Raw genomic sequence first — 22,761 nt, forward strand, 5'->3', positions numbered from 1 at the left:
CCACGATGGCCCCCGGGCGGCGGGCGGGCCTGAGTACGGATGCTCAGATCCCTTGCGGGGGTGCTGAGTAGGCCCCCGGTACCACGCCCCAGGCGCCGCCACTGCTGCCGCTGCGCGGGGCGGCGGTCGCGACCCGGGTCAGGCCCGCGGGCGTGGGCCGAAGCGGTTCCGCAGGCGGGCCATGATGCCGGAGGCGCCCGGCTCCGGGTCACGCTTCCCCTCGGCGGGCCGTTCCCGGCCGGGGTCGGAAGCGGAACCGTCCGAGAGCCACTCCGGAAGCCCCTCGTGAGCCGCCGCGGGGCCCTCCGGCCGGGCACTGAGGTCCGCCGGGGGAGCCGCGTCGGCCGCCAGGGGCGCGTCCGCGCTTGCCGCCGGGGGTTCTGCGCCCGCCGCCAGGGGCGCGTCCGCACGGGTGCGGAGTCGGGTCCGGAGGTCCGGGGGGAGGTCCTCCCCGGCGTGGCGCAGGAGTTCCGCCGCCAGTTCCGGGGCGTCCGGGTCGCCGGGCGGCGCCTCGGTGGCCGCCCGGGCCAGGAGGGGCCAGGTGCCCGCCCGGCCGTGGACCGGGGCGCCGGTCGTGGCCAGGAGCAGCCGGGCCTCCACCGGGGTGGGGGGCGCCCCGTCCCACACCAGGCGCATCCCGGTCCGCAGGACCAGCGGCTCCGCGTACGGGGAGACGCCCGCCTCCCGCAGCAGGGTGTCCAGCGCGACGACCGCGTCGCCCGCCGGCCGCCCCAGGGCGCACATGCGCAGGTGCGGCAGGGCCTCCGCCGTGCCCAGGCGCAGCCCGGTCCGGGCGAACAGCCGGGCCCCGGCGGCCGGATCGCCCGCCGCGAGGGCGTCCAGCCGGTCGAGTACGAGGGCCCGCAGCGCCGGCAGCTGGGCCAGCGCCGCCCGTATCTCCTCCCCGTACGTCCCCTCCGGGTCCGCGAGCAGGCCCCGCGCCAGCTTCCCGGCCGCCTGCGGCAGCAGCCCCGCGGTGTCGGCGCCGAGGGCGGTGGCCCCCGACAACAGCCCCGCCAGAGCGGCGGGTTCGGCCTCCGCGTCGGCCAGCGCGGCCCGCAGCTCCGGCTCCAGCTCCGCCGCGAGCGCCCCCCGCGCCCCCGCGTCCAGGGCCGCCAGCAGCCGCTGCGACGCGGCCGCCTCCGCCGCCCCGCGTGGCTCCCCGCCCGGCCGCACCAGCACCCCGGCCAGCGCGTGCAGCCGTATCCCGTCCAGCGCGTCCGGACGCCCCGCCGCCCATTCGGCGGCCGCCGCCCGGGCCGCCGACCCCAGCGGGATCCCGGCCGCCAGCGCCAGCGCGGCCAGCGGGCCCGCCCCGTACGGCTCCCCGGGCAGCCGGCGCACCTCCGCGAACAGCTCCGGCCGCCCGGCCCGCCAGACGGCGGCGGCCGTACGCGCCCACAGCGCCGCCGGACCGCGCGGCGCCTCGGGGGCGGGCCCGCGGCCGGCCTCGTACACCCGGTGCCGCCGCCCCCCGCCGGCCAGTACACCGGCGTCCTCCGGCAGCACCCCGACCAGCTGCTGCGGGGTGGACAGCGGGCGCCGCGTGTACGTGGTGAAGCTCAGCCGCCGCCCGCGCGCGTGCGGCAGCACCCCGCACGCCAGCATGACCCAGCGGGCCACGTCCGCGGGGTCCGCCTCCACCAGCACGACCCGCGGCGCGCCCGGCTCCTCCGCCACCCGGCGCACGTCGTCGAAGAACGCGGCGAGCCACGCCCCCCGGGCCGCGACGAACTCCGCCATGGCGGCCCGGTCGTACGGCCCCGGCGGCGGTATCCGGTCGAGCGCCGGCGGCGGCCCGTCCGCCGGGGTCCGCTCCCGCCACCCCGCCGAACCCCAGGCGGTGACCGGGAGCGCGCCCGTCGTGGCCTCTCCGGGGAGGTGGACGGCGTGTGTGTGGAACCCGGAGGCGGTGCGCCCGGCCCGGGCCAGCAGCCGGCTGCCGTCCGAGAGCAGGCTCAGGCTCAGCGCCTCGGGACACCCGGGGCCCGGCGGCGGTTCGTACGCCAGGAGCGGCTCCGCCTCGCGCAGCAGCGCCTCGGACACCCCGGGCGTCACCGCGGCGAAGCCCGGCCCGCCCTCGTAGTGGAACTGCGGAAGGCTCACGCGTCCCCCTCCGTCCCGCGGGTTCCGGCCATTGACGGTCCGTCAGGGACTGTTGCGGGAGGCCCGCTTCCCCGTACCGTCGTTCCCCGAACCGCTGCCAGAACCGTTCCGCCCCCGGAGCGCACGGTATGACCGGCCCCGTTCCCCGCCATGCCCCGCGCCCCCCGTGCTGTGTGTGGGAGGTCATTCCACCAGATGTGCGGGCCGTTCGGGAGTTCCGCCGCCGGCGGCTTCCGTTCGCCCGCTGTACGGCCCGACGTCAGACAGGGATCTCCGTCCGGTACCCCGGGGCCGCTGTCCTTGGGGCGCCCGACTCCCCCCTCCACCCCCAGAGGTCGTCACACCATGGCTGAACTGAACCGACGCAGGTTCCTCCAGATCGCCGGCGGCACCGCCGCCGCCGCGATGCTGAACGAGAGCATCGCCCGCGCCGCCTCCATACCGGCGCAGGGCAGCACCGGAACCATCCAGGACATCGAGCACATCGTCGTCCTCATGCAGGAGAACCGGTCCTTCGACCAGTACTTCGGCTCGATGAAGGGCGTCCGCGGCTTCGGGGACCCGCGGCCCGTGCTCCAGGACAACGGAAAGTCGGTCTTCTACCAGTCCAACGGGACGAAGGACATCCTCCCCTTCCACCCGCAGGTCAACGACCTCGGCATGCAGTTCGTCGAGGGCCTCAACCACGACTGGGCCGGCGGCCACCAGGCCTACAACAACGGCAAGTACGACAAGTGGGTCCCCGCCAAGACGACCACGACGATGGCGTACATGACGCGGGACGACATCCCCTTCCACTACGCCCTCGCCGACGCCTTCACCGTGTGCGACGCCTACCACTGCTCCTTCATCGGCGCCACCGACCCCAACCGCTACTACCTGTGGACGGGCCACACCGGCAACGACGGCACCGGCGGCGGTCCCGTCCTCGGCAATCAGGAGGCGGGCTACGGCTGGAAGACCTACCCGGAGCGCCTGGAGGCGGCGGGGGTCTCCTGGAAGATCTACCAGGACATCGGCGACGGCCTGAACGCCGCCGGCGGCTGGGGCTGGATCGGCGACGCCTTCCGCGGCAACTACGGCGACAACTCGCTCCTCTACTTCAACAGCTACCGCAACGCCCAGCCCGGCGACGCCCTGTACGAGAAGGCGCGCACCGGCACGAACGCCAAGGCGGGCGAGGGCTACTTCGACAAGCTGCGCGCGGACGTCGTGAACGGCACCCTGCCGCAGGTCTCCTGGATCGCCGCCCCCGAGGCGTTCAGCGAGCACCCGAACTGGCCGGTCAACTTCGGCGCCTGGTACATCTCCCAGGTCCTGGACGCGCTGACCGCCAACCCGGCGGTGTGGGCGAAGACGGCGTTCTTCATCACCTACGACGAGAACGACGGCTTCTTCGACCACGTCGTGCCCCCGTACCCGCCGGCCTCCTCCGCGTGGGGCCTGTCCACCGCCGACGTCACCCGCGACCTGTACGCCGGGAGCGCCGGCTACGCCGCCGGCCCGTACGGCCTGGGCCCCCGGGTCCCGATGATCGTGGTCTCCCCCTGGAGCAAGGGCGGCTACGTCTGCTCCGAGACCTTCGACCACACCTCGGTGATCCGGTTCATGGAGAAGCGCTTCGGGGTGCAGGAGCCCAACATCTCGCCCTGGCGCCGGGCCGTCTGCGGCGACCTGACCTCGGCGTTCGACTTCACCCAGGCCGACGCCACCCCCGCGTCCCTGCCCTCCACCAGCGCCTACGTCCCGGCGGACCACAACACGCACCCCTCCTACCACCCGGTCCCGCCGGCCACGGGCACCCTGCCCAAGCAGGAGGCCGGCTCCAAGCCCACCCGCGCCCTGGGCTACAGCCCCTACGTGGACGGCGCGCGCACCGTCTCCACCGGCAAGTTCACGCTGACCTTCTCCTCCGGCCCGAAGCTCGGCGCCCACTTCCACAGCACCTCCGGCAACCGCACGGACGGCCCCTGGCCCTACTCGGTCGAGGCGGGCAAGACCCTGTCGGACACCTGGAGCACCAGCAGCTCCACCGGCAACAAGATCGACCTCACGGTCTGGGGCCCCAACGGCTTCCTGCGCACCTGGAAGGGCCCGGCGAAGAAGGCCGGCCCCGAGGTCACGGCCCGCCACGCGGACGCCACCGGCAACCTGACCCTGAGCATGACCAACGGCGGCACCACCGCCGTCAACCTCACGGTCACCAACGCCTACGGCGGCGCCGCCCAGACCTTCAAGGTCAACCCGGGCGCCACCGTCCCCTATACGGTCGACCTGCGCGCCTCGGGCCGCTGGTACGACGTCACGGTGGTCTCCGACGCGGACACCACCTTCCTGCGCCGCTTCGCGGGCCACGTCGAAACGGGCGCCACGGGCGTCTCGGACCCGGCGATCAAGACCGTCTGACCCTTCCGGGTGAACCCGCCCGCATCGCGCCCGCGCGGTTAACGCTTGCGTTAACTTCGCGGGCGTCGCGCAATGGGAAGTGATCCTCGTGGGCGAGGTGGCCGCATGGTTCGACGAATTGGCGCGGACGGACTGGGACAGCGCGGAGCAGCACCACATGCGGGGACAGGGCGGGAAACTGGCAGAGGTGGTACGAGGTGAACATCCCGCTCGCGGAGAAGCGGTACCAGGCTCACCTCGCCGAGCTCGACACCAGGGAGTACGAATGAACGGCATCGGGTGGGAGGAAGCGAAGCGTCAGGTGCGCGAGCGTCGGGCCGCCGAGGGGCTGCCCGTCAGGTCTGCCGCCGAGAAGCGGGCGGCGATGGACCGGCTCCTGGCCGAGGTCCGGGCGTACCGGCTGGCCGAGATCCGGCAGGAACAGGCACTGACACAGCGGGACGTGGCCGAGACCATGGGTGTTTCCGCGCCGCGGGTGTCGGCGATCGAGAACGGCGACATGGATCGGACCGAGGTCGCCACGTTGAGGTCCTACGTGGAGGCGATCGGCGGACACCTGCGCGTCGTGGCGGACTTCGGCGACACCGAGTACACGGTGGCGTGACGTCGGGCGGTGTGATCGTAGGCGCGGTGGGCAGAACGAACGGCGGCGGTTCCCCCGTCACCGTCATCGTCACCGTCACCGAGGGAGAACGCATGGCCATCGCCCACCGCAGGATCGGCACCGGTCCCGTCCGCGTCATCGTGCTGCACGACTGGTTCGGGACCTCCGCCAACTGGGGCTCCGTGCTCGACTACCTCGACCCCGAAGGGTTCTCGTACGCCTTCCTCGACTACCGCGGCTACGGCGCACGCCGCGACGTCCCCGGCCGCCACACCCTCCCCGAGATCGCCGACGACGTCCTCGAACTCGCCGACGAACTCGGCTGGGACACCTTCTCCCTGCTCGGCCACTCCATGGGCGGCAAGGCCGTCCAGCAGGTCCTGGTCCGCGCACCCGAGCGGATCGAGAAGCTGATCGGGCTCTGTCCCGTCCCGGCGGCGCCCTACGAGATGGACGACGCCACCCACACCCTCTTCTACGGCGCCGCCGAGGACCCCGGCAAGCGCCGCGCGATCCTCGACCTCGTGACCGGACACCGCGCGAGCCGCCACTGGCTGGACCGGATGGTGGCCCACTCCCAGGCCGTCTCCCGCCCCGAGGCCTTCGCCGGCTACCTCGCCGACTGGCAGCCCCGCGACCTGGCCTCCGCCGTCAAGGGCAACACCGTCCCGGTCCTCGTCCTCGTCGGGGAGTACGACCTCGCCCTCACGGCCGATGTGATGCGCGCCACCTGGCAGGTCTGGTACCCGGACTGCACGGTCGTCACGATCCCCGGCGCCGGCCACTACCCGCCCCACGAGACCCCCGTGGCCTTCGTCACGGAGGTGGAGGCCTTCCTCCGCGGATGAGCGGGGCGGGCTCCGGGAACGCCCGTAGGGGGTACGAGGCGGACCTCGTACCCCCTACGGGAACGGAAGGGTGAGTGACGGGACTCGAACCCGCGGCCACCTGGACCACAACCAGGTGCTCTACCAACTGAGCTACACCCACCACGAAGGGCGGCGGACCACCCGTTCGTCGTGCAAGCACAGCATAGCCGATCAGATGGGTGGTTCCGCGACGCCATATCCGGCGGCCCGGCCGCCGGCCAGGCTCGCGGCCGGGCGTGACGGCCGCCGGCCAGGGCCCGCACCACCGGCTGCGGCCGCGATCCGTCCCCGGCGAGCTCCGGCCGCCATCCGCACCTGTCCCTCCTCGTCGCGGCCCGACAGCCGCGGTCCGTGCGCGGTGAGCACGGACTCCGCGAGCGCCCCCGGCTGCGCCCACGCCGGCCCCCTCCTGCTGCGGCTCGACGCCGCCCGCCCCGACGTGCTGCGCCTGGCCGCCGCCCCGCCCGGCCGGGTCACCCTCGCCGCCGCCGGGGACTGTGACCTCGGCCTCGTCGACGGCCCCGCCGCCCCCAGCGACCCCCTCCGGCTGCCCGACGTGGCCCCGCTCAAGGTCACCGGGGTCGCCGCGGGCCGCCGTCCGGCTGGACGACCTCGCCGACGCCGGCCTGCCCCTCACCCCCGCCCACGCCCTGCGCTACGACGGCACCGGCCTGCGCGCCCTGCACGCCCTCGCCACCGCCGGACACGGCCTCGTCCCGCTGCCCCGCCGCATCGCCGAAGCCGGCGCCGGAGCTCCTGGCGCCCCGGAACCCGACCGGCGCGGCCGCTGCGCTCGCCGCACGCCTCACGGGAGGATCCCCGTATGACCACCGCACCCAGCCCTGAGCCCGCCGGGGCCGCCGCGCACCCCGAGCCGGCCCCCTTCACCACCGCCGACTACTCCGCCCGCATGGCCGCCGCCGCCCGGGCCGCCGCCGACGCCGGCCTCGCCGGCCTGCTCATCGCACCCGGCCCGGACCTCGCCCACCTCACCGGCTACCGCCCCACCGCCGAGACCGAACGGCTCACCCTGCTGGTCCTCGCCGCCGGCCAGGACCCCGTCCTCGTCGTCCCCGCCCTCGAAGCCCCCGACGCCGCCAAGGCCCCCGGCGCCGGGGCCCTCACCCTGCGCGACTGGACCGACGGCAAGGACCCCTACGCGGTCACCTCCCCGCTCCTCGACGCCGGCGGCCGCTTCGGCGTCAGCGACAACACCTGGGCACTCCACCTCCTCGGCCTGCAGAAGGAGCTGCCCACCACCACCTACACCCCGCTCACCGACGCCCTGCCCATGCTCCGCGCCGTCAAGGACGACCGCGAACTCGCCCGCCTCACCGCCGCCGGTGCCGCCGCCGACGCCGCCTACGCGCAGATCCTCCACGTCCCCTTCGCCGGCCGCCGCGAGAGCGACGTCGCCGGCGACCTCGCCGCACTCCTGCGCGCACACGGCCACTCCCAGGTGGACTTCACCGTCGTCGGCTCCGGCCCCAACGGCGCCAACCCCCACCACGAGGCGGGCGACCGCGTCATCCGGCACGGCGACATGGTCGTCCTCGACTTCGGCGGCCTCAAGCACGGCTACGGCTCCGACATCTCCCGCACCGTCCACGTCGGCGAACCCACCGCCGAGGAACAGCGCGTCCACGACATCGTCCGCGAAGCCCAGCAGGCCGGCTTCGCCGCCGTCCGCCCCGGCGCCGCCTGCCAGGACGTCGACCGCGCCGCCCGCGCCGTCATCACCGAGTTCGGCTACGGCGACCGCTTCATCCACCGCACGGGCCACGGCATCGGCGTCACCACGCACGAACCGCCGTACATGGTCGAGGGCGAGGAACAGCCCCTCGTCCCCGGCATGTGCTTCTCCGTCGAACCGGGCGTCTACCTGCCCGGCCGCTTCGGCGTCCGCATCGAGGACATCGTCACCGTCACGCAGGACGGCGGCCGCCGCCTCAACGGGGCCCCGCGGGAGATGGCGATCGTGGAATAGCCCCCGACGGCTACGGGCCCAGCACCACCGCCGACTCGCCCGGCACGCGCAGCCGCCCGTCCGGCCCCGGAGGCTCCACCGGCTCCCACGAGGCCAGCACCCGCACCCCGTTGCGGCCCAGCGCCACCGTCACCGACTCCGTCCCCAGGTTGACCGCCACCCGCACGTCACCCCGCCGGAACGTCAGCCACCGCCGCTCCTCGTCGTAGGCGACCCGGACCGCCGCCAGGTCCGGGTCGCGCAGGTCCGGCTGCGTACGGCGCAGCCGGATCAGCGTCCGGTACCACTCCAGCAGCCAGGCGTGCGACTCCCGCTCCGGCTCCGCCCAGTCCAGGCACGACCGGTCCCGGGTCGCCGGGTCCTGCGGGTCCGGCACCTCCTCCGCCTTCCACCCGTGCGCCGCGAACTCCCGGCGCCGGCCGCTGCGCACCGCCTCGGCCAGCTCCGGGTCCTGGTGGTCGGTGAAGTACTGCCAGGGCGTCCCCGCCCCCCACTCCTCGCCCATGAACAGCATCGGCACGAACGGCCCCGTCAGCGCCAGCGTCGCCGCGCAGGCCAGCAGCCCCGGCGACAGGGACGCCGACAACCGGTCGCCCAGCGCCCGGTTGCCGACCTGGTCGTGGGTCTGGGAGTAGCCGAGGAAGCGGTGCGCCGGCGTGCGCCGGCGGTCCACCGGACGGCCGTGGGAGCGGCCCCGGAAGGAGGACCAGGTGCCGTCGTGGAAGAACCCCCGGGTCAGGGTCTTGGCCACCGCCCCCAGCGGGGCGGCGGCGAAGTCGGCGTAATAGCCCTGGGATTCGCCGGTCAGCGCGGTGTGCAGGGCGTGGTGGAAGTCGTCGTTCCACTGCGCGTGCAGGCCGAGGCCGCCCGAAGCCCGCGGCGTGGTCAGGCGCGGGTCGCACTGGTCGGACTCGGCGATCAGGAACAGCGGCCGCGCCGACTCGGCGGCCAGCGCGTCCACCGCCGCCGAGAGCTCCTCCAGGAAGGACAGCGCCCGCCCATCGGCCAGCGCGTGCACCGCGTCCAGCCGCAGCCCGTCGATCCGGTAGTCCCGCAGCCAGGCCAGCGCGCTCCCGATCAGGTAGGCCCGGACCTCGTCCGAACCCGGCGCGTCCAGGTTCACCGCCGCGCCCCAGGGCGTGTGGTGGGTGTCGGTGAAGTACGGGCCGAAGGCGGGGAGGTGGTTCCCGGACGGGCCCAGGTGGTTGTGGACCACGTCCAGCACCACCCCCAGGCCCGCCGCGTGCGCCGCCTCCACGAACCGCGCCAGCCCCGCCGGGCCCCCGTACGGCTCGTGCACCGCCCAGGGCGCCACCCCGTCGTAGCCCCAGCCGTGCCGGCCCGGGAAGGGGCAGACCGGCATCAGCTCCACGTGCGTCACGCCCAGCGAGACCAGGTGCCCCAGGCGGGCGGCCGCGGCGTCGAAGGTGCCCTCGGGGGTGAACGTGCCGATGTGCAGCTCGTACAGCACCGCGTCCTGGAGCGGGAGGCGCGGGGGCGCGGTACGCGGGGTGAGGGGCTCGAAGTCGACCACGGCGGAGAGGCCCTCGGTGCCGTCCGGCAGCCGCCGGCCGCGCGGGTCCGGACGCACCGCCGGATCGTCGCCGAGCACGAACCCGTACCGGTCGCCGTCGGCCGCCGGGGCCTCGACCGTCCACCACCCCGGGCGGTCGGGTGCCGGGTCGGGCGTCATCTCGTAGGCGGAGTCGTTCAGTCGCAGCGCGACCCGACCTGTCAGCGGTGCCCACACCTCGAACTGCACGGACGGTCCCCTTGTCCTCGGCCGACGTGGCATGCGTATCGTGCCCATCATTCAGGGCCCTCCGGGGGAGTTCTGGACACTCCGCACCCGACGGGCCGACAATCACCCTGTGACGTCGAGTTTCGAGTTCCCCGCCTTCCCCGTCCCGCGCGTGTCCGACGCGGAACGGGACCGGGCGCTGGGCCAGCTCAGGGAGGGCGCGGCCCTCGGGAGGCTGTCGCACGACACCTTCCTGCGCCGGATGGAACTCGCGCTGGTCGCCCGCCGCTCCGAAGACCTGGCCGTGCTCCTGGCCGACCTGCAGACCCGCGAGGGCCCGCTCGGCGCCGAAAGCCCGTGGACCCACCGGCTGTTCGGCTGGGTGGGACGCGCCTCGGCCGTGTCGGTGGGGGTCCGGCGGGCCTGGCAGGCCGAACGGCTCCCGAAGCTGCTGCTCCCGCATCCCGCCGCCGGCCCGCTGCGGATCGGCCGCGACCCGGGCAACGGGCTGCGCCTGAGCCACGACACGGTCTCGCGGGCGCACGCGGAGCTGAGCCTGCGGGACGGGGCGTGGCTGCTGCGGGACCTCGGCTCCACGAACGGCACCACCGTCAACGGACGCCGGGTCACGGGGGTGGCCGTGGTGCGGGTGGGGGACCAGGTCGGGTTCGGGAAGATGACCTTCCGGCTGACGGCGGGCTGAGCCGAAGGCCGCCGGGCGGCGGGCGCTGCGCCGGGGGCAGGATGTCCTCCCATGGACCACGACTTCCCGACCTCCGACCCCGCCCCGGACCCCACGCCGTCGCCTGAGGCCGCCTCCGGCCCCCGCGTCCGGTTCGTCCGGCCCGAGGACATGCCCCGGCTCGTCGAGCTCATCCACGAACACGTCGCCTACGAGAAGGCGGCCCCCCGGCCGGCCGGCCTCGCCGAACGGCTCGCACCCCGGCTGTTCGCCGAAGACGCCCGCCTCTGGGTGCTGCTCGCCGAGACCCCCGACGGCACGCTCGCCGGATACGCGGCCTGCTCGGAGGAGTTCGCCTTCTGGGACGCCTCCCCCTACCTCCACATGGACTGCCTCTACCTGGCCGAGGACGCCCGCGGCCACGGCCTGGGCGCCGCCCTGATGGAGGCCGTGGCGGGCCTCGCCCGCGAACGCGGCCTCGGCCACGTCGAATGGCAGACCCCCGACTGGAACGAGGGCGCGATCCGCTTCTACGACCGCCTCGGCGCCGACGGCCGGGCCAAGCGCCGCTACGCCTGGCCCGTCTGAAGACACCGGTGGGCGGCGAGGACCGTCCGGGCCTGGTGCTCCACCTGCGTGGCCACCGGGACCCGGCGGGCCCGGAACCGCGCCGAGAACTCCTCGCACCACCCCGTCACCAGGCCGTCCAGGCCCGCAACCGCCGGATGCCCCTGCGCCCGCACCACCCGCAGCAGCATCGCGGCGGCCCGCAGCGTCAGGCGCCGCCCGAAGGCGTCGACACTGGCCAGGGCGGCCGTCGTCGTCCCGGCCGGCGCCCCGGGGCCCGCCCAGGCGGCGGTGACCTGCGGGATCAGCCGCAGCGTCCAGTCCACCGCCCGCAGCAGCGCGGCGGAGTCCGGGTCCGCCGCCCCGACCCCCTCGCGCAGCTCCGCGACCCGGGCCGCCTCCCCGCCCAGCCGCCCGGCCAGCATCCGCAGGGCGCCCCTCGGGTCCGGGTGCGGGACGGGATCGTCCACGAGGTCGGAGGCCCACATGGGCACCTCGACGATCGCGGTCGTGGTCGCCCGGTGGCACCAGGTGCTCAGCCGGGTGTCCTCGGAGTGGGACCCCATCACCCCCGCGTCCGGCATCACGAAGATCCCCGGGCCGGGGGAGGCCCACCCGGCGGCGTCGGAGGCCCCGGTCTCCACCGGGATCCGCAGCTCGGCGGCCGACTTCCCGAACGGCTCGGCCAGCCCGGGCAGGTCCCGGGTGAGCTGCACCCACGAGCCGCCGAGGTCGGTACCGTGCAGGGACACCTGGAGCACGGGACGCAGCTCGTCGATGAGCCCGGTCAGCGCGAGGGACTCCGGCGGGAGCCGGTCCGGCGGGAGCAACGACGGCGCCCACTCCGGCTGTTCGGGGCCGGGCGGACGGTAGAAGTGCCGGTGGTAGTCGAGCAGCGAGACCGGGCGGGGGGTGCGGTGCAGCGCCGCGCCGTCGGGGTCGGCGCAGAGCAGGAAGTGCCAGCCCGCCCCGTCGCCCAGGCCCTCGCCCACCCGCCGCGCGAGCTCCAGCACGGTCGCCCCGCCGACGGGCTCGTTGGCGTGCGCCCCCGCGACGACCAGCACCTCACCCCCGCCGCGCCCCTCGACGGAGAGCACCCACAGAGGCCGCCCGCCCCGCGACTCCCCGACCTGACGCAGCCGCACCCGTGCGGGGTACTCGTCCGCCATCGCGCGGGCGGCCAGGGCGAGTTCGTGCGGGGCGGGATAACGCGCGTCAGGGAGGAGGCTCACCCCCATGCCATGCCCGCCATACCCCCGCCCTACTGCACCCGAACGTCTGTGCCGGTGCGAGCATGTCAGGGCCCCGCCCCGCCTACCCCGCCCTCACCAGCGCAGCCACCGGCCACCCCCCGAGCAGGCGGGCCACGTCGACCTCCCCCTCCCACGGGGTCGACGGGGCCTTCCCCCGGGCCGGGAGCCACTGGCCCGGGGGGAGGGGGAGGGTGGTGTCGCGCCAGCCGCCCGATTGGGCCAGGCGGTACGAGAGGCGGGTGGCGACCGCGACCAGGCCGCCCGGGCGGGAGTACGCCAGGCAGTGGTCGGCGGCCGGGCCCCGGGCCGTCAGGGGGGCGTAGCCCCTGAACAGGGCCGGGCGGGAGCGGCGCAGGCGCAGCAGGGTGGCCGTCAGGGCGAGCTTCTCCTCCCCGAGGGTCAGCGGGGCGGCGCCCGCGTCCAGGGCGGCCAGGGCCTCCCCGGGGAACTCGGCCGGGCGGCGGTTGTCCGGGTCCACCAGGGCGCGGAATTCGGACTCGGAGCCCTGGTAGACCTCCGGCACCCCCGGCATGGTCAGGTGGAGCAGGGTCATGCCCAGCACGTTGGCCCGGGCCGCCTCCGCCAGGGGCGGCGGCAGCTCCAGCGGGCCCGGGGGGACGAGGTCCGCGAGGGTGGCCTCGTACGCCTCGTCGGGGTCGGTCCAGGAGGTGCGCAGCCCGGCCTCCCGTGCGGCCTTGAGGAGGGCCGCCGCCAGCCGGGGGCCCCGTTCGGGGACGTCGCCCAGTCCGAGCGCGCTCTGCCGGGCCGCCCAGGCCAGCTGAGGGTCGGGGCCGTCCACCGGCCCCATCGCCTGCGGAGCCTGGGAGAGCACGGCGATCCGGGCGCGGACGTCCGCGCTGCGCTTCGTGTCGTGGGTGGACAGGACCGTGCCCGCGGCGGGCTGCTCCCGTTCGCGTTCCTCGCAGTACGCGTGGAACTCCGCCACCGCCACCGCCGGGGCCCCCGGTTCCCCGCCGACCTCCGTCGCCGACAGCAGCGGGGCCCAGCGGTAGAAGGCGCGGTCCTCCAGGGACTTGGCGCGCAGGGCCGCCGAGGTCTGGGCGAAGCGGGCCTCGAAGGCCGGGTCCCGCTCCAGCAGGGCGCGTACGCCGTCCACGGCGGCCGTGCCGGCCCGTGCGGCGGTGCGGGCCAGGGTCCGCGGGTCCGGGCCCGGGCCGCGGGGGTAGGTGCGGTAGACGGGCGAGACGATGAGCAACTCGCGGACGGCGGGGGCGATGTCGGGGCCGGTCCAGCGTTCCAGGGTGGCCAGTTCGGCGGCCAGGTCGCCGGTCAGGACCTCCCTGGCGGCCGTCTCGGCGGTGTCCTCCCAGGCGGGCGTGTCCGTCGACTCCCCGTACGCGCGGGCCAGTTCGCGCGTGCCCGCCGCGTCGGTGAACACCCCGTCCACCCGGTGCAGTGCGTCGTAGCCGGTGGTGCCCGCCACCGGCCAGGACGGCGGCAGGCGTTCGTCACGGGCCAGGATCTTCTCCACGACCACCCAGCAGTGCGGCCCGGCCGCCGCCCGCAGCCGCCGCAGGTACTCCTCGGGGTCGGCCAGGCCGTCGACGTGGTCGATGCGCAGGCCCGCGACCACCCCGTCCCGGACCAGCTGCAGCACCTTGGCGTGGGTGGCGGCGAAGACGGCGGGGTCCTCCACCCGCACCCCGATCAGGTCCGAAATGGTGAAGAAACGCCGGTAGTTGAGGGAGGTTCGGGCCTCGCGCCACCAGGCGGGCCGGTACCACTGCGCGGCCAGCAGCCGCGGGAGGGGGAGGCCGGCCGTGCCGGCGCGCAGGGGGAACTCGTGGTCCCCGCAGCGCAGGAGGCCCGCCCCCGCGTCCACCGTGAAGGGCTCGTCGGGATCCGCGAGCACCGGCAGCAGGAGCTGCCCGCCGCCCGCCTCCCAGTCGATGTCGAACCACCTGGCGTAGGACGAACCCGGCCCCTCCCGCAACACCTCCCACAGGGGCCGGTTCAGTCGCAGCGGCGAGGGCACCGCCATGTGGTTCGGGACGATGTCGAGCACCAGCGCGAGCCCCCGCTCCCGCGCGGCGGCGGCCAGGGCGCGCAGGCCCCGTTCCCCGCCGAGTTCCTCCCGCACCCGCCCGTGGTCGGTGACGTCGTAGCCGTGGGCCGATCCGGGCACGGCCTCCAGGACGGGGGACAGGTGCAGGTGCGACACGCCGAGGGAGGCGAGGTACGGCAGAGCCGCCCCGGCCGCCGCGAAGGGGAACGCGGGCGTCATCTGGAGACGGTACGTCGACGCCGGAATGACGGCTTTCTGAACGTCGGATTCCGATTGGCTGATTGAATACCGCTGGCTCATGAGAACGTACGTACCCAGCCCACGCGATTCCGTGCCATGACCCAATGCATCCGGGTGACTGCGCGGCGTTAGTGTCGATCAAGTGGTTTCAACCCTCGGCACGTACCGAAGCGTCATCGCCCTGACCGGCCCCCTCCTCCCCGTCGTCTCGTTCTTCGCCCGACTGCCCGTCGCGATGTCCCAGTTCGGGAGCGTCCTGCTGGTGTCCGAGACCAGCGGCTCCCTCGCCACCGCAGGCATCGTCGGCGGCACGCTCTCCGCCGGCCAGGTGGTCTTCGGGCCCGTCCTGGGGCGGCTCGCCGACCGGCACGGGCAACGCCCCGTCGTCCTCGCTGCGGCGGCGGTCAACGCCCTGGCCACCGCCGCCCTCGTCGCCGGGGCCCTCACGGGCCTGGCCACCCCCGCGCTCGCCGCCGTCGGCGCCGTCGCTGGGGCCTCCGTACCGCTGATCGGGCCGCTCGCCCGGACCCGCTCCGTGGCGCTCGCGCACCGGGCGAAGGCCGGCGAGGGGGTGGTGGGGGCCGTGCACTCGCTCGAGGGCACCCTCGACGAGGTCTCCTTCGTCTTCGGCCCGGCCCTCGTCGGCCTGGCCGCCCTCGTCCTGCACCCGGCGGTCGCCCTCGCCGGGGCGGCCGCCCTCGTCGCCGTCTTCGGCACCGCCTACGCCCTGCACCCGACCGCCGCCGTCACGGCCGCGAGCCCCGCCCGGGCCCGTGCCGAGGGCGTACGGGCGCCCCGCCAACCCCGGGTGGTCCACGCCGTTCGCGCCTCCCTGGCCCTCCAGGGCGCCATGTTCGGCGCCTGCCAGGCCGGCATCGCCTCCCTCACCGCCCGGTTGGGCGTGCCCGGACAGGCCGGGATCGTGTACGCCGCCATGGGGGTGGTCAGCGCCGGCGTGGGCCTCGCCCTCGGTGCGCTGCCCGCCCGCTTCGGGTTGCGGCTGCGCTGGCGGGTGGCGACGGGCGCGGCGCTGGTGCTGTCGGTGCCGCTGCTGTTCACCCGGACGCTGTGGCCGCTGTACGCGGTCGTGACCGTCCTCGGGGCCGCCTACGCCCCGCACCTGATCACCGCGTTCGCGCTCACGGAACGGGTCGTCGCGCCCGCGCGCCTGGCCGAGTCGATGGCCTTCGCGGCGAGTTCGCTGGTGGCCGGGCAGGCCGTGGCGCTGGCCGTCTCCGGGCGGCTCGCCGAGGCGTACGGGCCCGCCGGCGCCTTCGCCGTGGCGGTGGGCGCGGCCGCGCTGTGCCTGGCCATCGCCCTGGCCACCCGGGTCCCGGCGGCCCGGCCCCCGGTCCCGGCCGCGGAGCCCGCCCGGGCGTTCATCCCGGCGCAGCGCACCGGGTCCGTCGAGGGGCGGGGCGCGCCGGGCGGCGCCGCGGGCTACGCCGGGCGCTGAAGCACCGCCAGGCACCGGCCCGTGAGCGCCACCCGGTCCCCGGCCGCGTACTGCGGCCCGGTGCCGGGGGCCGGCACCTCCGCCCGGGAGGTGTCCACGACCAGCCGCCAGTGCGCGCCGTGCCCGGCCGGAATGGTGAACTCCTGGTGGTCGGGGCCCGCGTTGAACATCAGCAGGAACGAGTCGTCGGTGATCCGCTCCCCGCGCGTGCCGGGCTCGGAGATGGCCTCCCCGTTGAGGAACACCGTCAGGGCCCGGGCGTGCTGCGCCTGCCAGTCCCGGGCCCGCATCTCCTCGCCGTGCGGGGTGAACCAGGCGATGTCGGAGAGTTCGTCGTGGGTGCCCTCGACCGGCCGGCCGTGGAAGAAGCGGCGCCGCCGGAACACCGGGTGGTCGCGGCGCAGCCACACCATCCGGCGGGTGAACTCCAGCAGCGCGGGCGGTGGTTTGCCCGGTTCGGGCCAGGTCACCCAGGACAGTTCGTTGTCCTGGCAGTAGGCGTTGTTGTTGCCGTTCTGGGAGCGGGCGAACTCGTCGCCGTGGCTGAGCATGGGCACGCCCTGCGAGAGCATCAGCGTGGCGATGAAGTTGCGCATCTGCCGTTCGCGCAGCTCCAGGACGGCCGGGTCCTCGGTGGGGCCCTCGACGCCGCAGTTCCAGGACCGGTTGTGGGTCTCGCCGTCGCGGTTGCCCTCCCGGTTGGCCTCGTTGTGCTTCTCGTTGTACGAGACCAGGTCGTGCAGGGTGAAGCCGTCGTGGCAGGTGGTGAAGTTGATGGAGGCCAGCGGGCGGCGGCCGTCGTCCTGGTAGAGGTCCGAGGAGCCCGTCAGCCGGCCCGCGAACTCCGCGAGCGTGCGCGGCTGTCCGCGCCACAGGTCCCGTACGGTGTCGCGGTACTTGCCGTTCCACTCGGTCCACAGTGGCGGGAAGTTGCCCACCTGGTAGCCGCCTTCGCCCAGGTCCCAGGGTTCCGCGATCAGCTTGACCTGGCTGACGACCGGGTCCTGCTGCACCAGGTCGAAGAACGAGGACAGCCGGTCGACCTCGTGGAACTGCCGGGCCAGGGTGGCCGCGAGGTCGAAGCGGAAGCCGTCCACGTGCATCTCGGTGACCCAGTACCGCAGCGAGTCCATGATCAGCTGGAGGACGTGCGGAGAGCGCATCAGGAGGGAGTTCCCGGTGCCGGTGGTGTCCATGTAGTGCCGGGGGTCCTCCGCGAGCCGGTAGTACGAGGCGTTGTCCAGGCCCCGGAAGGAGAGGGTGGGGCCCAGGTGGTTGCCCTCGGCGGTGTGGTTGTAGACCACGTCCAGGATCACCTCGATCCCGGCCTCGTGCAGGGCGCGCACCGCCGACTTGAACTCCAGCACCTGCTCGCCCCGGTCGCCGGAGGCGTAGCCGTTGTGCGGGGCGAAGAAGCCGATGGTGTTGTAGCCCCAGTAGTTGCTGAGCCCGTCGTTGGCGAGCCGGTGGTCGTTGACGTACTGGTGCACGGGCATCAGCTCCAGCGCCGTCACCCCCAGCTTGACCAGGTGGTCGATGACCGCCGGGTGGGCCAGCGCCCCGTAGGTGCCGCGCAGCTCCTCCGGGAGGGCGGGGTGACGCATGGTCAAGCCCTTGACGTGGGCCTCGTAGAGCACCGTGTGGTGGTATTCGTGGCGCGGCGGGCGGTCGTTGGCCCAGTCGAAGTACGGGTTCACCACGACCGAACTCATCGTGTGCGGGGCCGAGTCCAGGTCGTTGCGCGAGTCGGGGCGGCCGAAGTGGTAGCCGTAGACCTCCTCGCCCCAGGCGATCCGCCCGCTGACGGCCCGGGCGTAGGGGTCCAGCAGCAGCTTGGCCGCGTTGCAGCGCAGCCCGCGCTCGGGCTCGTACGGGCCGTGCACCCGGAATCCGTACCGCTGGCCGGGCATCACCCCGGGGAGGTAGGCGTGCCGGACGAAGGCGTCCGTCTCGCGGAGCTCGACGGCGGTCTCGGAGCCGTCGTCGTGCAGCAGGCACAGCTCGACGCGGCGCGCGGCTTCGGAGTAGACCGCGAAGTTGGTGCCGGCGCCGTCGTACGTGGCGCCGAGCGGATATGCCTGTCCCGGCCAGACCTGCATCAGCAACGACTCTTTCCCTCTTGGTCCGGTCGGTCCGGCGCGGATCACGTCTCTGCCGAATCTTCCCCGAAACCGGCTCCGCACGCGTGGACTTGGGATGCTCCTGACGGGTGAACCGGAGAGCTGATATGCGGATCGACGGACCGTCCGGGCATCACATAATGGTCTGACGGACAGTCGGACGGGGGTGGGCGTGATCACCTCGGCCGGCTTCGGGCTGCATCGGGCCGCGCGCGCGGAGTACCCTTCCGTGATCACTGGAGACGGGCGTCCGGACGCAGAAGGCGGTGCACGAGTGAGCTCGGGAGGTCTGGAGCTGCCCCCTGGTGACAGCGGTCAGGAGGGCGGCCCGGCGGACGCCCCAGGCGGTGTGCCGGGGGCCGCGGCGGCGGTGTCGCTGGCCCAGCCGGCGGCCGGGGAGGTGCGCGCCGGGGCGGAGCTGGACTGGAGCGCCGAGGCGTGGAGCGAGGTCCGGACCCGGGCCCAGCGCGCGGGGCGTGCGTACATCTGGCTGAACCTCATCGAACAGCGGCTGCGGTCGGTGGTCGGCGCCGTGCTGCGGCCCGTCTACGAGCCCGTGCACGGCGGGGACGACTGGGTGGTGGCGGCCGCCGGCCCGGCCGGGCAGGAGTGGGTGCAGCGGGCGGTGGCGGTGCGCGAGGTGAGCCGACGCAAGGGCTACCTCCTCGACCCGGCCGACGACAACGTGTTGAGCTTCCTGACGCTGCCGCAGCTGCGGGAGCTGATGGTCCAGCACTGGCCGTGCTTCGAGCCGTACTTCGACGACCGGCGCGAGATCGAGCTGGCCCTGGACGAGCTGGAGGTCACGCGGAACGTGGTCTCCCGCAACCGGGCGCTGTCGCGGGCGGTGCTGGAGCAGGCGGAGCGCGCGTCGGCGCGGCTGCTGGAGGTGCTGGGGGCCGGTTCGGGCAGCCCCTCGGCGGACCGGCTGCCGATCGACGCCGTCGAGGACCTCGTCGGGGACCGGTACGCGGACGTGATCTCCGTCCACCCGGACCGGGTGCGGCTGCAGCGGCTGCTGCCGGCGGAGGACCTGTTCGGCGGGGCGCGGCGGCTGGACGCGATCGGCATAGGCCTCAACCTGCTGGTGCAGAACTTCTCGGGCCGGCGGCTGGTGCGGCTGTCGGAGGCGGGGTGCCGGGTTCGGCTGCTGTTCCTGAACCCGGCGAGCAGCGCGGTCAAGCGGCGCGAGCGCGAGCTGGGGCTGCGCAAGGGCGAGCTGAGCCGCTCGGTGGAGATGAACATCCTGCACGTGCGCCGGGTGCGGGCGGGCCTGAAGGACCCCTCGCGCTTCGACATCCACGTCTTCGACGAGACCCCCCGCTTCACCGCCTACCTGGTGGAGGGGCAGTCCTCGGGGATCGCGGTGGTGCAGTCGTACCTGCGGCGGGCCCGGGGGATGGAGGCGCCGGTGCTGGTGCTGCGCGGGGGCGGCCGGGGGGTTCCCAAGGACGCGGACCACGGGCTGTTCCAGACCTACCGGGAGGAGTTCGAGTCGGTCTGGGAGGACTCCCGCCCGGTGTCCTGAGTTCGGCCCCCGGGGGTGGCCGCGTCCGGTGTCAGTGCCTCGTGGCAGGCTGAAACGCGTCGACCGGAAAACGGGGGAGGGTGCGTCATGGAGGCGTGGCACGGGGGAGTGCGCGGGGGGTCCGGCCAGGAGGCGGCGGGCGCGGGGCCGGGGGAAGGCGCGTCGCCCGTGCCGGGCGGCCGGCGGCCGGCCGCGCGCGGCGGGGCGGGAGCCGTCCGATGAGCTGGCTCAGCGGGCCGCTGGCGGCCTTCGACCTGGAGACCACCGGGACCGACGTGGAGACCGACCGGATCGTGACGGCGGCGGTGGTGCGGCTGGACGCGGACGGGGCGGTCGCGGGGGAGCGGACCTGGCTGCTGGATCCCGGGGTGGCCATACCGGAGCAGGCGTCGGCGATCCACGGCATATCGACGGAGCACGCCCGGGCGCACGGGGCGCCCGCCGCGTCCGCCGTCGAGGAGATCGCGCGGACGGTGGCCGGGGCGCTGCGCCTCGGGACGCCCCTGGTGGTGATGAACGCGCGATACGACCTGTCCCTGCTGGACCGGGAGTGCCGGCGCCACGGGGTCGCGTCGGTCAGCGAGCGGCTGGGCGGCGTGCCGTGGCCGGTCATCGATCCGCTGGTGATCGACAAGCACGTGGACAAGTACCGCAAGGGCAAGCGCGCCCTGCACGCGCTGTGCGACCACTACGGGGTGGCGCTGGACGACGCGCACGACGCGCGGGCGGACGCCCTGGCCGCCGCCCGCGTGGTACGGCGCATGGCGCAGCGGCACCGGCCGGTCGGCCTGATGCCGCTGGCGGACCTGCACGAGCTCCAGGTCCGCGCCGCGGCCGAACAGTCCGTCTCCCTCCAGGCCTACCTGCGCCGCACCGCCGACCCGTCGGCGGTCGTCGAGCCGGCCTGGCCGCTCATACCCCGGAGGCGCTGACCACCGGCGCCGGCCCTCCCGCGGTCACGGCGTCACGTCCATCAGAACGGGTACCAGCGCACCTCGGGGTCCCCGTCGCGCAGGGAGGCCACGCGGCGGCGGAACTCGGCCAGGGCCTTCGGGTTGGCCGGGGCGTGCTGGGCGACCCAGGCGCAGCTGGCCGTCTCGCGGGCGCCGCGCAGCAGGGCGCAGCCCTCCCACGCGCGGACGTCCCAGCCGTAGGCGCCGGTGAAGGCCTCGTAGTCGGCCGCCGGAAGTCCGTAGCGGTCGCGGGAGAGGGCCATCACCACCAGGTCGTGCTCGCGCAGGTCCGTCGAGACGGTCTCCAGGTCGACCAGGACCGGCCCGTCCGGGCCGACGTGGACGTTGCGGGGCAGGGCGTCGCCGTGGATCGGACCCGGGGTCAGGTGCGGGGTGAGGGCGGCGACCTGCCCGGCGTAGGCGTCGCGGCGGGCCCGCAGGTAGGCCGCGTCCTCGGGGTCGACGGCCGTCCCGGCCAGCCGCAGCCAGCGTTCGACCCCGCCGAGGAGGTCCCGGGCGGGGAGTGCGAAGGGCGGCGCGGGCAGTGCGTGCAGCGGCCGCAGGAGCGCCGCGAGGTCCTCGGGGCCGGCCGGGCGGAGCGCGTCGGGGAGCCGGTGCCAGAGGGTCACCGGGTGTCCGTCGGCCAGCCGCGGCTTCGGCTCGGCCGCGCGGACCGCGGGGATCCCGGCGCCGGCCAGCCAGTCGGCGACCGCCAGCTCCCGTGCGGCCCGCTCCAGCAGCCCGGCCTCGCGGCCGACCTTGACGACCAGGTCCCCGAGGGCGAAGACGGCGTTCTCGCCGAAGGCGAGCAGCTCGGCCGGTCCCCTGAGCCCCGCCCGTGTCAGTACGTCCCTGGCCCGTGCCTCGTCCATGCGCTCGTCTCGTCCTTCGCCGGCTGGTCGTGGGGGTGATCGTGAATGCGCCAAGTCTCCCATTCCGTGGCCGGCGGGGGCCCGGTCTGCGGAAATGAAGTTGCACGAGACGTATCGTCTCTCTAGGGTCGCTGACATGACCTCAGCCGATACCGCCCACATCGCCATGTTCTCCATCGCCGCCCCCGGGCACGTGAACCCGAGCATCGAAGTGATCCGGGAGCTCGTCGCGCGGGGCCACCGCGTCAGCTACGCCATCCCCGCCGCCTTCGCCGACACCGTCGCCGAGACCGGCGCCACCCCGGTGGTCTGGACGTCCGTCCTGCCCACCGAGGACGGGCCGGACGCCTGGGGCACCGAGCTCATCGACCACCTCGAACCCTTCCTGGACGACGCCGTGCAGTCGCTCCCGCAGCTCGCGGCCGCCTTCGAGGACGACGTGCCGGACCTCGTGATCCACGACATCACCTCCTACACGGCCCGCGTCCTCGCCCACCGCTGGGGGGTTCCCGCGATCTCCCTCTCGCCGAACCTGGTGGCCTGGGAGGGCTACGAGGAGGAAGTGGGCGCCCCCATGACGGCCGAACTGCGCGCGAGCGAGCGCGGCCGGGCCTACCGCGCCCGCTTCCGCGCCTGGCTGGACGAGAACGGCATCGAGCAGGACGCGGACGCCTTCACCGCCCGCCCGCGGCGCAGCATCGTGCTGATCCCGCGCGTCCTTCAGCCGCACGCCGACCGGGTCGACCCGGCCGTCCACACCTTCGTCGGCGCCTGTCAGGGCGACCGCAGCGCCACCCAGGGCACCTGGGAACGGCCGGCCGGCGCCGAGGGGAAGAAGGTCCTGCTGGTCTCGCTCGGCTCCACCTTCACCCACCAGCCCGCCTTCTACCGCGCCTGCGTCGAGGCCTTCGGGGACCTGCCCGACTGGCACGTCGTCCTGCAGATCGGCAAGTTCACCGACGAGGCCGAACTGGGGGAGGTCCCGGCCAACGTGGAGGTCCACCGCTGGGTCCCGCAGCTGGACGTCCTCCGGCAGGCCGACGCCTTCGTCACCCACGCCGGCGCGGGCGGCAGCCAGGAGGGCCTGGCCACCGGGACCCCGATGGTCGCGGTCCCCCAGGCCGTCGACCAGTTCGGCAACGCCGACATGCTGGCCTCCCTCGGGGTGGCGCGGCACGTCCCGATGGAGGAGGCCGACGCGGCCACCCTGCGCGAGGCCGTCCTCGGCCTGCTCGCCGACCCCCGGGTCGCCGCCCGCGCCGAGGAGATCCGCGCGCAGATGGCCGCCGAGGGCGGCACCCGGCAGGCCGCCGACCTGATCGAGGACGCGCTGCCGCGGCGGAAGTAGGGT

The 22,761-nt window shown here is 74.8% G+C and carries 17 protein-coding genes and 1 tRNA gene; 11 read left to right on the top strand and 7 right to left on the bottom strand.

Translation table 11 applies throughout. From position 1 onward, the window contains the following. Nucleotides 1-138 precede the first annotated feature (138 nt). Entirely contained in the window at nucleotides 139-2,106 is a 1,968-nt protein-coding gene (locus ACFY0O_RS18785; protein WP_388947754.1) for a GTPase-associated protein 1-related protein, read from the bottom strand. A 345-nt stretch (nucleotides 2,107-2,451) separates the two neighbouring features. Between ACFY0O_RS18785 and ACFY0O_RS18790 the strand changes: the two genes are divergently transcribed. From ACFY0O_RS18790 to ACFY0O_RS18800, 3 genes are all read left to right on the top strand, one after another. After that, complete coding sequence (locus ACFY0O_RS18790; RefSeq protein WP_388947755.1) at nucleotides 2,452-4,512, top strand: phosphocholine-specific phospholipase C; 2,061 nt, start codon at nucleotides 2,452-2,454, stop codon at nucleotides 4,510-4,512. A 265-nt stretch (nucleotides 4,513-4,777) separates the two neighbouring features. Continuing rightward, entirely contained in the window at nucleotides 4,778-5,116 is a 339-nt protein-coding gene (locus tag ACFY0O_RS18795; protein WP_079430306.1) for an XRE family transcriptional regulator, read from the top strand. A gap of 26 nt (nucleotides 5,117-5,142) precedes the next feature. Next, complete coding sequence (locus tag ACFY0O_RS18800; RefSeq protein ID WP_388947756.1) at nucleotides 5,143-5,964, top strand: alpha/beta fold hydrolase; 822 nt, start codon at nucleotides 5,143-5,145, stop codon at nucleotides 5,962-5,964. Between the two features lie 69 nt (nucleotides 5,965-6,033). Here ACFY0O_RS18800 and ACFY0O_RS18805 read toward each other — a convergent pair. Then, nucleotides 6,034-6,106: transfer RNA gene (locus tag ACFY0O_RS18805), tRNA-His, on the bottom strand. Nucleotides 6,107-6,482: 376 nt separating this feature from the next. Here ACFY0O_RS18805 and ACFY0O_RS18810 point away from each other — a divergent pair. Both ACFY0O_RS18810 and ACFY0O_RS18815 read left to right on the top strand, forming a co-directional pair. After that, nucleotides 6,483-6,812 (top strand): hypothetical protein, encoded by a 330-nt coding sequence (locus ACFY0O_RS18810; protein WP_388947757.1) that lies wholly within the window; start codon nucleotides 6,483-6,485, stop codon nucleotides 6,810-6,812. Beyond that, on the top strand, nucleotides 6,809-7,972 hold the full coding sequence (locus tag ACFY0O_RS18815) for a M24 family metallopeptidase (RefSeq protein WP_388947758.1): 1,164 nt from the start codon (nucleotides 6,809-6,811) through the stop codon (nucleotides 7,970-7,972). Before ACFY0O_RS18810 ends, ACFY0O_RS18815 begins: the two co-directional genes overlap by 4 nt. 10 nt (nucleotides 7,973-7,982) lie before the next feature. On the opposite strand, the gene treZ is transcribed toward ACFY0O_RS18815, so the two are convergent. Then, nucleotides 7,983-9,734, bottom strand: a complete 1,752-nt coding sequence (gene treZ / locus ACFY0O_RS18820) for a malto-oligosyltrehalose trehalohydrolase (RefSeq protein WP_388947759.1) — start codon at nucleotides 9,732-9,734, stop codon at nucleotides 7,983-7,985. Between the two features lie 109 nt (nucleotides 9,735-9,843). Between treZ and ACFY0O_RS18825 the strand changes: the two genes are divergently transcribed. Together ACFY0O_RS18825 and ACFY0O_RS18830 are read left to right on the top strand one after the other, a co-directional pair. After that, a complete protein-coding gene (locus ACFY0O_RS18825) occupies nucleotides 9,844-10,416 on the top strand; it encodes an FHA domain-containing protein (RefSeq protein WP_388947760.1) in 573 nt (190 codons plus the stop codon). A gap of 51 nt (nucleotides 10,417-10,467) precedes the next feature. Continuing rightward, nucleotides 10,468-10,983, top strand: coding sequence for a GNAT family N-acetyltransferase (locus tag ACFY0O_RS18830; RefSeq protein WP_388947761.1), 516 nt, complete (start codon nucleotides 10,468-10,470; stop codon nucleotides 10,981-10,983). Here ACFY0O_RS18830 and ACFY0O_RS18835 read toward each other — a convergent pair. Together ACFY0O_RS18835 and treY are read right to left on the bottom strand one after the other, a co-directional pair. Next, on the bottom strand, nucleotides 10,965-12,194 hold the full coding sequence (locus ACFY0O_RS18835; RefSeq protein WP_388947762.1) for a M14 family zinc carboxypeptidase: 1,230 nt from the start codon (nucleotides 12,192-12,194) through the stop codon (nucleotides 10,965-10,967). The genes ACFY0O_RS18830 and ACFY0O_RS18835 overlap by 19 nt on opposite strands. Nucleotides 12,195-12,276: 82 nt before the next feature. Beyond that, the gene (gene treY / locus ACFY0O_RS18840) at nucleotides 12,277-14,541 is read right to left on the bottom strand and encodes a malto-oligosyltrehalose synthase (protein WP_388947763.1); all 2,265 of its coding nucleotides are present in this window, start codon (nucleotides 14,539-14,541) and stop codon (nucleotides 12,277-12,279) included. A gap of 82 nt (nucleotides 14,542-14,623) precedes the next feature. On the opposite strand from treY, the gene ACFY0O_RS18845 reads away from it, so the two are divergent. After that, nucleotides 14,624-15,937 (top strand): MFS transporter, encoded by a 1,314-nt coding sequence (locus ACFY0O_RS18845; RefSeq protein WP_388947764.1) that lies wholly within the window; start codon nucleotides 14,624-14,626, stop codon nucleotides 15,935-15,937. Here ACFY0O_RS18845 and glgX read toward each other — a convergent pair. After that, the gene (gene glgX / locus ACFY0O_RS18850) at nucleotides 15,922-18,036 is read right to left on the bottom strand and encodes a glycogen debranching protein GlgX (protein ID WP_388947765.1); all 2,115 of its coding nucleotides are present in this window, start codon (nucleotides 18,034-18,036) and stop codon (nucleotides 15,922-15,924) included. The genes ACFY0O_RS18845 and glgX overlap by 16 nt on opposite strands. Nucleotides 18,037-18,331: 295 nt before the next feature. On the opposite strand from glgX, the gene ACFY0O_RS18855 reads away from it, so the two are divergent. After that, nucleotides 18,332-19,585, top strand: coding sequence for an SAV2148 family HEPN domain-containing protein (locus ACFY0O_RS18855; protein WP_388947766.1), 1,254 nt, complete (start codon nucleotides 18,332-18,334; stop codon nucleotides 19,583-19,585). 218 nt (nucleotides 19,586-19,803) lie between these two features. Continuing rightward, nucleotides 19,804-20,517, top strand: coding sequence for a 3'-5' exonuclease (locus ACFY0O_RS18860; RefSeq protein WP_388947767.1), 714 nt, complete (start codon nucleotides 19,804-19,806; stop codon nucleotides 20,515-20,517). A 41-nt stretch (nucleotides 20,518-20,558) separates the two neighbouring features. Here ACFY0O_RS18860 and ACFY0O_RS18865 read toward each other — a convergent pair whose 3' ends face one another. Beyond that, nucleotides 20,559-21,410, bottom strand: a complete 852-nt coding sequence (locus ACFY0O_RS18865) for a phosphotransferase enzyme family protein (RefSeq protein ID WP_388947768.1) — start codon at nucleotides 21,408-21,410, stop codon at nucleotides 20,559-20,561. A gap of 94 nt (nucleotides 21,411-21,504) precedes the next feature. Here ACFY0O_RS18865 and mgt point away from each other — a divergent pair, with 94 nt between their 5' ends. After that, on the top strand, nucleotides 21,505-22,758 hold the full coding sequence (gene mgt, locus ACFY0O_RS18870; protein ID WP_388947769.1) for a macrolide-inactivating glycosyltransferase: 1,254 nt from the start codon (nucleotides 21,505-21,507) through the stop codon (nucleotides 22,756-22,758). Nucleotides 22,759-22,761: the final 3 nt, after the last annotated feature.

Origin of the sequence: Streptomyces sp. NPDC001594, from assembly GCF_042893675.1 — a bacterium.
In the GTDB taxonomy this organism is placed as follows: Bacteria; Actinomycetota; Actinomycetes; order Streptomycetales; family Streptomycetaceae; genus Streptomyces.